A 15,513-nucleotide genomic window follows, 5' to 3' on the forward strand; every position below is an offset into this window, starting at 1 on the left:
CTCCCAGCTTCTGAGGCACCATGATTCCCCACGGTTCGATCCCTGCTGTCCGCCCGCTCACCGCCGCACAACGCGAGGTGTGGTTCGCTCAGCAATTGCTCGGACCGGTGCCGCTCACCATCGCCCAGTACGTCGACCTGCGCGGACCGCTCGACCTCGCGGCATACCGCCGCGCGGCCCACCTGGCCGCGCGCGATCTGGGCGCCTATGTGCGCTTCACCATCGTCGACGGGCAACCGGGACAGGTGCACGACGACGGCATCGACGATCACATCGCCGTGGTCGACTGCAGCGAGGAATCCGACCCGGAGGCCGCCGCCCGAGCCTGGATGCGGGCCGATCAGTGCGCGCCGTTCGATCTGATCGCCGATCCACCTATCGTGACCACGGTCCTACGACTGAGCTCGCAGCGTCACCTGCTCTGCACCCGTGCCCATCACCTGGCGCTCGACGGGTTCGGCGCCGTCCGCATGCAGCACCTGCTGAGCGGTCACTACACGGCCCTGCTGGAGGGAACCGAACTACCCTCGGCCGCAGTCGATTCGACGGCTGTGCTCACCGCCGCGGAGGAGAGCTACCTGGGCTCGCGGCGCTACGGAACCGACCGCGAATACTGGCGCGAGCAGCTCGCCGGGCTGCCTGCCCCCGTCACCCTCGCGACGCGACCCGGTTCTCCCGATCCGCTGCCGATCCACGCCCGCGCCGAGCTGCCGGCATCGCTGGTCGAGCGACTGCGGACGCGAGCCGACTTCCCCGGCATCGCGCCCGTGCTGGTGGCGGCGTTCGCCGCGTTCCTCGGCAGGCTGACCGACACCGACTCGGTGTCGCTGAGCCTGCCGGTCACTGCGCGCACCACCGCCGCGTTGCGTGCGTGCGGCGCCATGACATCGAATATCGTGCCGCTGAGCTGCTCGGGCGACACTGTCGGCACCGCCATCGCTGGCGCGCGTGCCGAGCTGAGCGGGGCACTGCGCCACCAGCGCTATCGCGGTGCCGAGATGGTCCGCGACAGTGGGCGCCGAGCCGAGTCGCTGAGTTTCGGACCGGCGGTCAACATCATGAACTTCCACACCGAGCTGATGCTCGGTCCGGCGCGCGGGGTCATCGAACTGCTGTCCACCGGGCCGGTCGAGGATCTCGCGCTCAACGTGTATCCGGTGACCGGTTCCGGCTCGCGGATCGAGTTCGAAGCCAACCGTCACCGCTACACCGAGGCCGAGGTCACCACGCAGCTGGACCGGTTCGTCAGCTTCCTGACGGCGTTCGCCGCCGCTGACGACGATGTTCCGATCGACCGGTTGCCGGTCCTCACCGCCGCCGAGGCGAACCTGCTCGTCCCCTGGTGCGGGCCGACGGCGGGTGCACCGGCCACACTGGGTGAGCTGATCGCCGCCGCCGTCGCGGCGAACCCGGACGGCATCGCCGTCGTCTACGGCGAGAAGCGCTGGACCTACCGGGAATTCGACGCGTGGACCGACCGCCTCGCCGGTGCGCTGCAGGCCGCGGGCGCCGGCCCCGAGACCTTGGTCGCGATGGTCATGGAACGGTGCGCCGCCTCGGTCGGCGCGATCTGGGCGATCGCGAAGACCGGGGCGGGCTTCGTGCCGATCGACCTGGGATACCCGGCCGAGCGCATCGCCCACATCCTCGGCGACTGTGGCGCCACCCTCGGCGTCACCGGCATCGAGCACCCGACCGATCTGCCCGACTCGGTGCACTGGACGATCGCCGACCCTGACGCGGCGCCGGATGCGGAGCTGCGGCAGCCCGTCTCCGCCCGGCCCGCGCACCCCGCCTACCTCATTTACACCTCCGGTTCCACCGGTGTCCCCAAGGGCGTGCTGGTGACCCACGGTGGACTCGCGAACCTGGCCGCCGAGCGCCGCGACCGGTATGCGTTGCGCCCCGGAGCCCGCACCCTGCACCACGCCTCCCCCGGTTTCGACATGGCGGTCGGCGAGATCCTGTGCGGACTGGCCGGTGCGGCGACGCTGGTGGTGGCCCCGCGCTATGTGATGGCCGGACCGGACCTGGCCGAACTCATGCGGCGCGAGCGGGTGACCAACGCCATCATCACCCCGGCGGTGCTGGCCACCCTCGACCCCGAAACCCTGCCCGACCTGCGTGTCCTCGGCGTGGGCGGGGAGGCGATCAGACCCGATCTGGTCTCGGCCTGGTCGCGAACCCGGTTGATGCGCAACGGGTACGGCCCCACCGAGGCCACCGATATCGCGACCATCGCGGAGCTGACGCCGGACCGACCGGTGACGATCGGCGCGCCCCTGCGCGGATTTCACGCGCTGGTGCTGGATGCCCGGTTGCGTCCGGTGCCACCCGGCGTCATCGGCGAGCTCTATCTCGGCGGCCCGGCCCTGGCCCGCGGCTACCACGGACGGCACTCGTTGACCGCGGCCCGATTCGTCGCCGATCCGTTCGGCCCGCCCGGCGGACGGGTGTACCGCACCGGTGACCTGGTGACGCTCACCGCCGATGCCGAGCCGGAACTGATCTACCACGGCCGCAGCGACTTCCAGATCAAGGTGCGCGGTCACCGCATCGAGCCGGGCGAGATCGAGACCACGCTCACCGGCCTCCCCGGTGTCGGCCGGGCCGCCGTCACCGCACATCAGGACTCCCGGGGCACCCATCTGGTGGCCTACCTGGTGCCGGACGGCCCACTCGAGGTGGAGCGGGTGCGGCTCCAGATCGCCGAGCGGCTGCCCGCGTATCTGCGGCCGAGCGCCTACCTGGTACTCGACACCATGCCGCTGACCCCCAACGGCAAACTCGACACCCGTCGCCTGCCCGCGCCTGTGTTCGGTCACGACGGTTCCCGGCCCGTCTCGACGGATACCGAGCGGACGGTGGCGGCGGCTTTCGCCGAGGTACTCGCGGTCGAGGTCGCCGGGGCCGAGAGCGACTTCTTCGAACTCGGCGGGACCTCGCTCACCGCGACCACACTCGCGGCGCGCCTCGGCATCGGTGTCCGCACCGTCTTCGACGCACCGACCGTCGCGGCGCTGGCGCTGCGGGTCGAGGATGCCGAGGACCAGGCCGAGGACGCACCGCTGCCGGTGCCCCGGCCCGAACACCTGGCGCCTGCCCCGGCACAGCTGCGGATGTGGCTGCTCAATCAGCTCTACCGGGATTCCTCGGCGTACCACTTGCCGATCGCGTTGCGCCTGACGGGATCTCTCGATGTGGCGGCGCTCGATGCCGCTGTGCGAGATGTGGTGGACCGGCACGAGGTGCTGCGCACGGTGTATCCCGCCGGCAGCGCCGGGCCGCAGGTGCGCATCCTCACCGTAGACGCGGCGCTGGGCGATGCACCGCTGATCGCGGACGCACTCGACCGGGCCGGGCTGGACGCCGAACTCGCGGTGGCGGTCGCCGCGCCCTTCGACGTCACCACCGACGCGCCGATCCGGCTGGCGCTGTGGAATCTCGGTCCCGACGACCACGTGCTGGCGCTGGTCGCCCATCACATCGCCGCCGACGGCTGGTCGCACGGTCCGCTCGTGGCCGACCTGTCCGTGGCGTACACCGCGCGGGCGGCCGGACGGCCACCGCAGTGGGAGCCGCTGCCGCTGCAGTACGCCGATTACACGCTGTGGCAGCATCGACGCCTCGGTGATCGACACGATCCGCGGTCCACCGCCGCTCGTCAGCTCGCCCACTGGGTGCAGGCGCTGGACGGCGCGCCCGATCGGCTGCCGCTACCGACCGATCGAGTCCGTGTTCCCGGCTCCGGCAGGCCGGGCGGCACCGGCGCGGTGATCGACTTCGAGATCGGCGCCGACATCGGCGCGGCACTGACCGAGCTGGCTCACCGGCACAACGCGACGCCCTTCATGGCCGGTTACGCGGCGTTCGCCGTGCTGCTCGGTGACCTGGCCGGGATCGCGGACGTGACGGTCGGGACCCCCGTCGCGGGCCGTGGCCACCCTGCCCTCGACCGCTTGGTCGGCATGTTCGTGAACACCCTGCCACTGCGCCTGACCCTCGATCCGCGAGAGCATTTCACCATGCTGCTAGCGCGCGCCAGGGAGGTCGCGCTCGCCGGGCTCGACAACGCCGACGTTCCCTTCGATCACATCGTCGAAGCGGTGAATCCGCCGCGCGACAGCACCAGACACCCGCTGTTCGAGGCCGTGTTCTCCTACGAGAACCTGCCCCCTTCGCCCACGCTCGATCTCGGCGGGCTGACCGTGAACGCCCTCGATATCCCCTGGGAAACAACGCATTTCGACCTGGCCTTGACGCTGCGTGAACAGTCGGGCACGGGCGGACTGACGGCGAGCCTGCGCTACGCCACCGGTCTCTACGACGCGGCGACGGTGGCCGGGTTCGCGGCGCGGTTCCTCGAGATCCTGACAGCGATCGCCGCACATCCCGACGCGACTGTCGCGCAGTTGTCCGGCTCCGTCGCGGCCGGGCTCGCTCTGCCCGAGCGTCCGGAGCGGGACAGCGACGCTGCCGCGGCCGGTGGCGGTGAGCCGGCGACCGTGCGCGAGCTCGCCGTGGCCCAGGTGTTCGCCGATGTGCTGGAACGAGATTCGGTCGCGATCGATGACAGCTTCTTCGATCTCGGCGGCACCTCACTGCTGGTCTTCACCCTCCGATCGGAGCTGCGGAACCGCCTCGGCATCGACGCCGACCCCCGCATGCTGTTCGAAGCGCCGACGCCGCGGGCGGTGACGGCGGCCGTGACAGCGGAGTCCGGTGCGGCGGGCGCCGGGCACTGGACCGACATGCTGATCGACGACGCGCGCCTCGACCCCACGATCACAGTGCCGGAAGCGTTTGCGGCGCCACCGATCTCGGCCGACGATGTGCTTCTGACCGGTGCCACCGGTTTCGTCGGTATCCATCTGTTGCGCGAACTGCTCGACCGCACCGACTCGCGCGTCTGGTGCCTGGTCCGCGCCCAGGACGCCGACGACGTGCTCCGCCGCCTCGCAACGACGCTTCAGCGATACGGACTCGGGACCGAGTGGCTCGCGGACCGGGTCGTGCCGCTGCCGGGCGACCTCGCCGCGCCGCGCTTCGGGCTCGCCGCCGATATCTGGGCCGAGCTGGCCGCGCGGATCGAGGTGATCTACCACAACGGCGCCCGCGTGAATCATCTGGAATCCTATGCCGCCCTGCGCCCGGCCAATATCGCCGGAACCGTCGAGATCCTGCGGCTGGCGGTCGACACCCGGGTGAAGGCCCTGCATTTCGTGTCCACCGTGTCGGCCGCGGTCGGTGTCGGGCACACCGGAATCGTCACCGAGAGCACCGCGATCACCGCCGACCAGGTGCCGCGCAATGGGTACCTGGCCACCAAATGGGTGGCCGAGCAGCTGGTCCTCGCGGCAGCCGAACGTGGGTTGCCGGTCGCGGTGCACCGGCCCGGTCTGGTCGCCGGATCGATCAGCAGCGGCGCGAACAGTGCAGATGACGCGTTCTGGACGCTCATCCGGTCAGCCGCTCACCTCGGGGTCGCACCCGACATCGAATCCGCCGACGTCACCTTGGCCCCGGTCGACTACGTGGCACGGGCGCTGGTCACTCTCGCCACCGGCCGGCAGCCGAACACCGAGATCTACCATCTGGTCAACAGCGCGCCCACCAATGTCGGAGACATCCTGAACACCCTGCGCCGCAGCGGTTTTCCGGTCGACACCGTGTCGGTGGCCGATGCCGCCGAGCGATTGGCCGGCCAGATCACGCAGCACGCCGACCTCATGCGCGCCGCGCTCGTCGCCGACAACTACCTCAACGGTGGCGGCGACGCCCTGATCGTCGACGACACCGGCACCCGAGCGGTACTCGCGCAATCGGGTGTGCGTTGCCCGGCCATCGATGCCGCTGTCCTCCAGCGCTACGTCGACGGTTTCATCACCGCGGGTCTGCTCCCGACCCCGGTCGCCGACCCGTCCGAGGTCCGCTAGGCGCAGGAGGCCGGGCCGTGGTCGACGCCGCCGCGGAAGACTGTGCGCCTAAGCGAATCCACCGGCGCGGACCATCCGCGCGTAGAGGTCGTCGGCGCGCATCAACTCGTCGTGCGTTCCGACCGCCCGTACGCTGCCGTCGTCCATCACGACGATCCGATCGGCGTGCCGCACGGTCGACAACCGGTGGGCGATCGTGACGACGGCGTGGGTGCGCGCCCGCACGGCGATCGCTTCGACGATCGATGCCTCGGTCAGGGTGTCGATCTGCGATGTCGCTTCGTCGAGCAGCAGCACGTCGGCGTCACCGAGCAGCGCGCGTGCCATCGCGATCCGTTGCCGCTGCCCACCCGAAAGGTCAGTGTCGCGAACGTGGGTGTCCAGGCCTTTCGGCTGAGCCGCGACGACCGAGTCGAGCCGGAGCAGGCGAAGCACCTCGGCCACCTCGTCGCCGGTGGCACTGTTCCGCAGGAACAGCAGGTTGTCGCGCAATGTGCCCGGCACCAAAGGGGATTCCTGCTCGACGTAGGCGATCCGCGCGCGAACTTCCCGCATCGTCAGGTTCCGGTAGGCCACGCCGCCCACCGAGATCGTCCCGGTGTCGGGTTCGACGAATCGCAGGATCGTCGAGAACACCGTGGTCTTGCCCGCGCCGGACGGTCCCACGATGGCGGTATGGCCGGTCGCGGGAATCCGCAGCGTCAATTCCTTCAATGCGTGCGGCGCGTCAGGTGCGTAGCGGACCGTGACGGCGTCGAAGCGCACAGCGGCGTCGGGCTCGGCGGCCGTCGCCGGCGCGGGCTCGTGGGCCACGTCCGCTTCGGAGTGCAGCGTCTCCATCTCCCGGATACGCATGGCGGCCGCGATCCCCGACTGCATCGCCGTGATGTGTGTGGTCAGCTCCTGGATCGGTCCCATCAACGTGAACGCGTACAGCAGGAACGCGATCAGCGTCGAGACGGTCAGCGAACCGTTGTCGACGCGCCAGGCGCCGATGGCCAGGATCGCGATGATGGCGCCCTGCACGCCGGTCCACGCGACGGTCCACGCCGTGGCCGAGACGCGCACCGACTCGATCGCGTGGGTCCGCGCGTTGCTCGCGTCGGCGCCGATCAAGGTGGCGATGCGATGCTCGGCACGTGCCGCCTTGACCGTGCGCACCGAACGCAGGCTGCCTTCCAGCACTCCACCGAGGCGGCCCAGCGATTCCTGAGTCTGCGCGTCCGCCTTGGCAATTCGCGGCATGAGCGTCCCGAACAGAATGCCGACGACGATGATGGCCAGCATGGTGACGCCGAGCAGCATCAGGTCGAGCACACCCATGAGGATCACGGTGCCCACCGTCAGGAAGGTGGCGTTGATGATGCCGATCACCGCCGACGACGCGGCCTCTTTCAGCAGCAGGGTGTCGGCCGTGACGCGCGTGACCAACTCGCCTGTGGGACGCGCCTGCACCGACGGAACCGTCGCCCCGAGCAGTCGTCCTACGAGCATCGTGCGTGCGTCGAAGACGATGTTCTCGGCGACGGTCCCGAGCAGAATCCAGTAACCCCACCCGAGTGCGGCGCCGATGACGAGCAGCACCAACAGAGCACCGGTCGGGCCCATGATCGACGCGCCCGTGCCGAGTGCGTCGAGGATCGACTTGGTCACCATCGGCGTCGCCATCACCGTCGCAGAACTGCCGAGGGCGAGGACGAGTCCGATCAGCAGGGTGCGTGTATGCGGTCGGGCATAGCCGATCAGGACACCCAGGTTCGACATGGTCATCGCTGGAGCGGTATCAGTCGGAGGTGCAATCGTCGTCACCCCCTCAATGGAACAGCATTGTTCCATTTTAGTAAAGCAAATATCCAGGATGGATCTCGCTTATGCTGCACCCGTGGATGTCGAAGAGACCAGTGCCCGCGAACGCACCCGTCGCGCGATTCTCGACGCGGCAGTGGCGACGTTCGCGAAATCGCCCAACGCGTCGCTGACGGAAGTCGCCGAGAAGGCGCGCGTCGGGCGTACGACGCTGCACCGCTACTTTCCCGAACGATCCGACCTGATCACCGCCGTCGGGCGGCTCACCGAGCAGGCCGTGGCCGACGCTGCGAAGCGTGCGCGCCTGGCAGACGGGACAGGGCTCGACGCCGTCCTGCGGCTGTGCCAGGCGTACTTCGAACTCAGCGATGTCCTCACGGTCATCTTCTTCACATCCGGCGTGTACGACGAGACCACGTCGTGCCTGTCCGACGACGACGCGATCGCGGCGATAGAACGGGGGCGCGACGACCGCTCGATCGACGCGGCGCTCGACGCCTCGTGGATCCTGAACATGATGTGGGCACTGCTGTATGCCGCCGTCGACCACGTCAACCGTGGGTCAGCCAGTCGCATGCACGCACAGACACAGGCGCTGACGAGTCTGCGCAAGGCGATTGGCTCGCCGACGTAACCACCGCCACCCCACCTCGTTGGTCCGATTGCCGTATACCGGTGCAGCCTACCTATTTCTAGTTAGGTTAGGTTAAGTTAACTCCCATGGTTGACTATGCGGTCGAGGCGGAGGGCCTCGTCAAACGGTTCGGCGGGGTGACCGCGCTGGATGGGCTCGGTTTCGCGGTGGAACGGGGCACGATCGCTGGGGTGCTCGGACCGAACGGGGCGGGAAAAACGACAACAATCGATGTACTCACCACCCTGCTGGTTCCCGACGCGGGTCACGCGCGAGTCGCCGGTCACGATGTGGTGGCCGACGCGGGCGCGGTCCGGTCGGTGATCGGCCTGACCGGGCAGTTCGTCGCCCTGGACGAGAACCTGACCGCGCGCGAGAACCTGGTCCTGTTCGGGCGCCTGCTGAAACTGGGACGCCGGCGGGCTGCCGAGCGCGCAGAGGAACTACTGGTCCGCTTCGATCTCACCGAGGCCGCCGATCGGCGCAGCGGTACCTTCTCCGGCGGCATGCGGCGACGGCTCGACCTCGCGGCATCGTTGATCGGCCAACCGGAAGTACTCTTCCTCGACGAACCGACCACCGGTCTCGACCCGCGCAGCCGCGCGGTGCTGTGGGACGTGGTCCGGGACCTGCGCGACGACGGCATGACCATCCTGCTCACCACCCAATACCTGGACGAGGCAGACGAACTGGCCGACCGGATCGTGGTGGTCGACCACGGCCGTGTCATCGCGGACGGCACCGCCGACGAGCTCAAGGACCAAGCCGGAGGTTCGGTCTGCCACGTCACGGCGGCCGAGGGCGACCGCCCCCGGATCGCTGCCGCGCTGGCGGACATGACCGGGCTCGCCGAGCTGAGCGACGGCGTCGCAGTCGCCGCGTCGGGTGCCGCGACGCTGGTCGATGTCGTGCGCAAGCTTGATGCGGCCGAGATCGCCGTCGACGACATCGCCCTGCGCCGCCCCACTCTCGATGACGTGTTCTTCCGCCTGACCGGTCACCCCAGCGTCTCGGGCGAGCCCGAGGAGACCCCGTGACGACCACCGCCACATCGAAAACCGTTGCCACGGTGACCCGTCCATATCCGTCGATGCCAGCCGACACCGCGATCCTGGCCGGTCGCCACCTGCGGCTGATGAGCAGACGCCCCGCCTCTGTCATCGGCGCCGTGGTGCTGCCGTTGGTCTTCGCCACGATGTTCTACGTCGTGTTCGGCACCGTGGTCGAGCGCCGGATCGGCAGTGATTACGGCCAGTACATGCTGCCCGCGGTTATTCTGCAGGCGATGCTGTTCACGGCCATGTCGGCGGCCATTCTGTCGGTCGAGGACGTGACCGGCGGCATGATCCGCAGGCTCCGCTCCATGGCGGTCTCACCGATCGCCCCGGTACTGGGACTTGTCGGCGCGGAGCTGACCCGTGCGCTGCTGACGATCGCGGTCCTGCTGCCCGCCGGTGCCGTCATGGGCTTCCACCTCGGTGGTGGTGTACTCGCATCGATCGGATTCGTGCTCGTCGCACTGTTTTTCGCTGCGGTGGTGTGCACCGGGTTCATCGCGATCGGTTTCGCGGCAGGCAAGGTGGACTCGGTCCAGGTCATCACCAATGTCATCTTCTTCCCGTTCCTGCTCGTGTCGAACGCCTTCACACCGACCGAGGCGTTCCCGGACTGGTTGCAGCCGTTCGTCGCCAATCAGCCGCTCAGTTGCACCGCAGACGCGCTGCGGGCGCTGGCCGACCCGCAGGCAGCCCTCGCCGGGCCCGTCACGACCGCTCTGCTGTGGTTGAGCGGCGGGTTCGTCGTGTGTGTCGCGCTCGCGGCCAGGGCATATCGGAGGTCATTGTGAACAAAACCCGCACGCCGACGGGACCCCGCCCGCATGTGCTCATCGACGGGTGGGCACTCACCATCCGGGCTATCCGGGTGACGCTGCGCAACCCCGTCCTGCTGATGATGGCGACATTCTTTCCCTTGATCCTGCTGGTGCTGATGACGGTGTCGTTCGGCTCGCTGGTCGTTCCCGGCGGAAGCCGGGCCGACTACGTCAACTTCAGCCTGCCGCTGTTCGCCGTGATGGGTATCGCGTTCGCCGGGCTCGGCACCGCCATGACGACGTACGACGATCTGCAATCAGGATTCGACCGCAGGCTACGGGCGATGCCGATCGCTCGAGCGGCCCCGCTGATCGGGCGCATCGCCGGGGATGCGGTGCGCAACCTGATCACCCTGCTCGCGGTGATCGGAGTCGGCTATCTCCTCGGATTCCGTTTCACCGGCGGCACGCTCGGCGTCATCGGCTTCCTCGTGCTGCCGCTGATCTTCGGTACCGGGGTCGCCTGGATGATGGTGGCGATCGCCGTCCACGCCAAATCCGGGGAGGCGGTGGGTTCAGCACTCAACGCGATCCTGCTGGTGGCTTCGTTCCTGTCGACCGGATTCGTCCCCCGCCAGGATCTGCCCTCGTGGATTCAGCCCGTCGCCGCCGCTAATCCGGTGTCGTCGGTGGTCGAGGCGATGCGCGGGCTGGCGGCATCCGGACCGGTCGCCGCGCCCATGTGGCGCGCGCTGGCGTGGACAGTGGCGCTGACCGTGGTTTTCGGCACGCTCGCCATTCGCGGATACCGCCGACGCTGAACCACGCGCCGAGGCCCCCACTCGACCCGCGTCGCCTTGCCTGTCGTGCCGGCGACGCCCGGAACACATGGGCTCTCCCTGGCCTCCGCTGAGGACCACAACCCCGTCGACAGCCACGTCGTAGCCGCCACATGTGTGTGCCGCGACTGTCGCGACGATCGCCTCGATCACCATTCGTTCTGGGAATGGGCTTCAGGAAGAAACGGCAGAACGAATCCTGTACAGATCGAGCGCACATCGCATATCTGCCTGCGTTGCCGATGCGCCGCATCGCTGACATTCACCCGGTGGCCAGGACGGTTCGCGTGCGGGTCCTGGCTCCGTATCGCATCAGCGAACCCGGTGATGAACGCCCGGATCGCTGCGGTGGTGTGGACGATGCGGGTGCGTATCGCGTCCATGTTTCGCCGAAGCTGATGCGCCACAGCAGGTTCCGGTTTTGACTCGCTAGCAGCTCGTTGAAGATGGTGGTGCCGCACGACCGACACTGCGGCCATGTCGACGAGGCCGGCTCATGTCGGCGACGACTCTGCCGAACCCACGACGGGTCACGTTGTTCTTCGGTGGATCCCGCAACACCGTGGTCGCTCGCCACACCCGATTCGCGTTGCCGAATTCGCGAGCTTGGCTGATCCACACGGCAGGCACTCCCCTACTACGCCTTCCAAGTGCGCTCGACTGATCATCGAGTCCCAGCACCTCGACAATCGCCGATTCATCCTTGCGACGGCCACTCCCGACTCGCCACTCAGTCGTCTCGCTGAGGAAGGATGCTTGCCGTCGGTTTCGCTATCGCGGCGTGAGCTGGTCTCGCTGCGCGAGGGCGTCGAGGACTTCGTGGGCTACGCGGGTGCCGGATTCGATGGCACCGTCGAGGTAGCCCGGGTGATCGACTGCGGTTTCGGTACCGGCCCAATGGATGTCGCCCACCGGCGTGAACGGCAGTGGCATGAGCGCATCGGTGCCCGGTTCGGGAAGTGCGGTGTAGCCGCCGCCGACGTTGTCGTCGAGATGCCATGCCTTCTCGTGCCAGCTCACCGGATCGAGGACCTCGGTGCCGAGCTGGGAAATCAGGGGACCGAGGAGGGTTTCGCGCCGAGAGGCGGCGCCGAGCTGGTCGAGTGCGCGTGCGTGCGGGCCGGCTACCAGCATGCACAGGTGGCCGGGACCGTCGGGTGGGCTGGTGTCGAACACCGCGATCCCGGGAGCACCGAGGACCATGATCTGCGCATTCGTGCCTCGGTCTCGCCAGAACGGCCGGTCGAAGACCGCGATCGCTTTGTAGACCGATCCCATGTAGGTGCGGGTAGCAACGGCGACCCGATCGGGCGGCAGGGACGGCTGGAACCTGATGCGGTCCAGCAACGGTGGCGGAATTGTCACCACGATTTTGGTGGCGTGGATCGTCCCCTCGGTAGTAGCGAGGGTGACGCCGTCGGCGCCCGCCACGATCGAGGCGACCCGGTGCCCGAGACGAACACGGGAGCTCAGGTCGTCGGCAAGGCGATCGACGAGGGTACCGACACCTTCGACCAGCAGATCCTCCTGCGCGCCACCGGTGGTCGACAGCATGGTCCGCAGTCCGCCCTGCAGGCGGATCAACGTCATCATCGCCTGCACCGACAACCGGTCGAGGTCCGCGGTCCACGAGGTCAGGGCGGCCAGTTCCAGGAGTCGTCGTGGCGTGCGCCCGGGCACCTTGGCCAACCAGTCCGCGACCGTCGTGGTGTCCCACCGCTGGGGCGGATGGATGTGCGACAACGCTTCCAGGCCGAGAAGAAGGCCTACGGTCGCCAGCATCGACGGCGCGCCCAGCGGTACACGGCGAGCACCGTCGAGGATGGTCGGCAGCGGCGTGGTGTGCATGCGGAACTGGGTGGCACCGAGCTCGCGGGCCAGCGCGGCGATGCGGTGATGGTGGTGGCCGATCCATTGCCCGCCCAGATCCACGCGTGACCCCAGCGCGGTGGTTTCGCTCATCGCCCGCCCGCCCAACCGGTCGGCGGCCTCGAGCACGAGCACATCGACACCTGCCCGGTGCAGAGCGCGCGCCGCTGTCAGTCCCGCCAACCCTGCCCCGACCACAGCCACCGTTGTGGTCTGAGCCGAACCGGAGGGGCCCTCAGTACGCGTGGAGTCCTCGTGCATCATGTCTGCCTTTCCGGGCGGACGAGACCGCCCTGTCAACAACTGAATCAATCGCAGTGCACCTGTGCCGTAATGGCCTGTGTGCGCGAGCAACAATCGGCGATGGCTGTCATTTGTTCGCCGCAGCGACGGTCAGGCGCTGCGGATCTCTTCGGCGACGCGGTGGCCGGACTCGGTGGCACCGTCGATGTAACCGGGCCAGCGCGTGGCGGTTTCGGTGCCTGCCCAGTGCAGCGGGCCGATCGGGCGGCGCAGTGCGGGTCCGAAGCGGGTCAGCGTGCCGGGCGTGGTGAACGCGCCGTAGCAGCCGCGGCTGTATTCCTCTTCGGCCCAGTCCTTTTCGATGTAGTCGATGGGTTTACGCGCCCGCGGGCCGAAGTACCCGGCCAGATCCTCGAGCACCAGCGCGCGGCGGTCGGCCGAGGCCAGCCGGGCGCTGGTGTCGGCGTGGCGGCCCTCGAGGAATCCGACGAGAACGCCGAGGCCACCGCCGAAGGGGGTGTTGTCGAAGACGGTGCCCAGGGCTCGCCGGTCGCTGTTGGCCTGGCCGGACCAGCCCTCGGCCCGCCAGAACGGCTCGTCGTAGGCGACATTGACCTTGATCACCCGGCCCATCGGCATCCGCTGCACGAGCTGGTCCCGATCACCGGGCAGACCCGGGGCGAACCGGATCCGGGCGGCCAGTGGCGGCGGCACCGCGATCACGGCACGGCGCGCACGCACCGTCACGCCGTCGGCGCGGACTCGCACTCCGGTGTCGTCCCAATCGATTTCGGTCACCGGACTGTTGAGGACGATCCGGTCCCCGAGTTCCTGGGCCATGGCCAGCGCGATGGTCTGGGTACCGCCCACGATCCGGTCCTGCTGGGCGCCCTGGGCGACGTTGATCAGCGCGTCGAGTCCGCCCGCGGCGCCGATGTAGAAGTTCGCCCACAGCGCCGACATGTCCTCCGGGCCCGCGGAGAACACGGCCTCGGTGATCAATCGGAAGAAGGCTCGCCCGTCGGCGGTGTGGGCGTGGTTACGCAGCCAGGTGTCGAAGGTCTGCGCGTCCAGGGACTCTGCCAGCTCATACCCCCACGGCGCGGCGCGGGCGACCTTGCGCGCCAACCGGTCCAGCCGCAGCTGCGTCTGGGCGATGTCGAGAAGCGCCAGCGGGTTCACCCGCGGGATACGGCCGGTGTACTCGGAACGGGATCGACCCAGCTCGGCGATGTGACGCCCGACGGTGTGGGTGGGGTAGGTCCGCAGGCCCAGCTCCCCGATCAGCGCCATCACGTGATGCTGGGTCGGACCGACCCACTGCCCACCGACCTCGATCGGCGAGCCACCGGGCAGCTCGGCGTTGAGCAGACGGCCACCCACCCGGTCCCGCGCCTCAAGCACCAGCACCTCAGATCCACTGCCCACCAGGTCACGGGCGGCGACCAAGCCCGCAGCTCCGGCGCCGACGATCACGACGTCCACCGACTTGTCCATACTGGCCACATCCTCGATTCACAGCGAATCTGACATACACACTGTATGTGCTAAACATAGCGCATGGAGTCTTTGCGTGACAAGCACGTCGAGAACACTCGGCAGACGCTGCTCGAGACCGGGGCTCGCCTGTTCGCCGAACGGGAGTACACCGATCTGTCGGCAGAGGAGCTGGTGCGGGCCGCCGGCCTCACCCGCGGCGCGCTCTATCACCACTTCGATGGCAAGAAGGGGCTGTTCGAGGCGGTCGTCGATGACCTGGAACAACAAGCGGCACAACGTATCCGAGCCGCATTGGACTCCTCGACCGATCCAGTGGAACGCATCGAGCGCGCGATGGAAACCTTCCTCGATATCTGCACCGAACCCGCGTATCGCCACATCGTGCTGCTGCAGGGCCCCATCGCGCTGGGCTGGCGACGCTGGCGTGAAGTCGACCAGCGCCACCTCATCGGGCTCGTCATCGAAGGCGCCCAACGCCTGCTCGATGCCGGCCATATCCACCCGCACCCGCCCGAACTGCTTGCCAGCGCCTTCTACGGCGCCCTCACCGAAATGTCGCTCACGATCGCCGAATCCGCCGATCTCACCCTCAGTCGCGCGCGAGCGGCAGAGCTGGCGCGCGCCCTGCTCGGCGGGCTGATCATCGGCGCCGCACGCCACTGAAGACCGTACGAAAACCAGACCGACCTTCGCTACCAAGGCCGGGCGGTCTCCCTGTGCCGACATCGAGCGTGCCGAATGCCACGACTCCTTCAAGCTAGTGCGCCCGTCCCAACCCTTGGCTGCCGCGACATCCATGTACCGCTACAACCAGCGGCTTGTGCCGCCGGCTACCAAGGCATGACGACTTGGACGCTCGGTAACGACGATTCA

The 15,513-nt window shown here is 68.5% G+C and carries 10 protein-coding genes; 7 read left to right on the forward strand and 3 right to left on the reverse strand.

All coding sequences use genetic code 11. From position 1 onward, the window contains the following. Positions 1-20 precede the first annotated feature (20 nt). Positions 21-5,936 carry an amino acid adenylation domain-containing protein gene (locus ACFQ9R_RS00370; protein ID WP_378987144.1) on the forward strand — a complete coding sequence of 1,972 codons (5,916 nt, stop codon included), beginning with the start codon at positions 21-23 and terminating at the stop codon, positions 5,934-5,936. Between the two features lie 48 nt (positions 5,937-5,984). Here ACFQ9R_RS00370 and ACFQ9R_RS00375 read toward each other — a convergent pair whose 3' ends face one another. Next, positions 5,985-7,706: an ABC transporter ATP-binding protein gene (locus ACFQ9R_RS00375; protein WP_378987147.1), complete on the reverse strand. Its 1,722-nt coding sequence runs from the start codon at positions 7,704-7,706 to the stop codon at positions 5,985-5,987. 112 nt (positions 7,707-7,818) lie between these two features. Between ACFQ9R_RS00375 and ACFQ9R_RS00380 the strand changes: the two genes are divergently transcribed. The 5 genes from ACFQ9R_RS00380 to ACFQ9R_RS00400 all read left to right on the forward strand — a co-directional run bounded on the left by ACFQ9R_RS00380 (position 7,819) and on the right by ACFQ9R_RS00400 (position 11,453). Next, the gene (locus ACFQ9R_RS00380) at positions 7,819-8,376 is read left to right on the forward strand and encodes a TetR/AcrR family transcriptional regulator (RefSeq protein ID WP_378987150.1); all 558 of its coding nucleotides are present in this window, start codon (positions 7,819-7,821) and stop codon (positions 8,374-8,376) included. A gap of 86 nt (positions 8,377-8,462) precedes the next feature. Then, complete coding sequence (locus ACFQ9R_RS00385) at positions 8,463-9,413, forward strand: ATP-binding cassette domain-containing protein (RefSeq protein WP_378987153.1); 951 nt, start codon at positions 8,463-8,465, stop codon at positions 9,411-9,413. Continuing rightward, positions 9,410-10,222: an ABC transporter permease gene (locus tag ACFQ9R_RS00390; RefSeq protein WP_378987156.1), complete on the forward strand. Its 813-nt coding sequence runs from the start codon at positions 9,410-9,412 to the stop codon at positions 10,220-10,222. The genes ACFQ9R_RS00385 and ACFQ9R_RS00390 overlap by 4 nt, the downstream gene beginning before the upstream one ends. Continuing rightward, positions 10,219-11,010, forward strand: a complete 792-nt coding sequence (locus ACFQ9R_RS00395) for an ABC transporter permease (protein WP_378987159.1) — start codon at positions 10,219-10,221, stop codon at positions 11,008-11,010. The genes ACFQ9R_RS00390 and ACFQ9R_RS00395 overlap by 4 nt, the downstream gene beginning before the upstream one ends. Positions 11,011-11,195: 185 nt before the next feature. Continuing rightward, complete coding sequence (locus ACFQ9R_RS00400; RefSeq protein WP_378987163.1) at positions 11,196-11,453, forward strand: hypothetical protein; 258 nt, start codon at positions 11,196-11,198, stop codon at positions 11,451-11,453. A 346-nt stretch (positions 11,454-11,799) separates the two neighbouring features. Here the strand turns inward: ACFQ9R_RS00400 and ACFQ9R_RS00405 are convergent, their stop codons facing one another. Together ACFQ9R_RS00405 and ACFQ9R_RS00410 are read right to left on the reverse strand one after the other, a co-directional pair. Then, positions 11,800-13,158 (reverse strand): flavin monoamine oxidase family protein, encoded by a 1,359-nt coding sequence (locus ACFQ9R_RS00405; protein ID WP_378988440.1) that lies wholly within the window; start codon positions 13,156-13,158, stop codon positions 11,800-11,802. A gap of 132 nt (positions 13,159-13,290) precedes the next feature. Beyond that, positions 13,291-14,637: a flavin monoamine oxidase family protein gene (locus ACFQ9R_RS00410; RefSeq protein WP_378987166.1), complete on the reverse strand. Its 1,347-nt coding sequence runs from the start codon at positions 14,635-14,637 to the stop codon at positions 13,291-13,293. Between the two features lie 63 nt (positions 14,638-14,700). On the opposite strand from ACFQ9R_RS00410, the gene ACFQ9R_RS00415 reads away from it, so the two are divergent. Continuing rightward, positions 14,701-15,303 (forward strand): TetR/AcrR family transcriptional regulator, encoded by a 603-nt coding sequence (locus ACFQ9R_RS00415; protein ID WP_378987169.1) that lies wholly within the window; start codon positions 14,701-14,703, stop codon positions 15,301-15,303. Positions 15,304-15,513 lie beyond the last annotated feature (210 nt).

The sequence above is a fragment of the Nocardia sp. NPDC056541 genome (genome assembly GCF_042794235.1).
In the GTDB taxonomy this organism is placed as follows: Bacteria; Actinomycetota; Actinomycetes; order Mycobacteriales; family Mycobacteriaceae; genus Nocardia.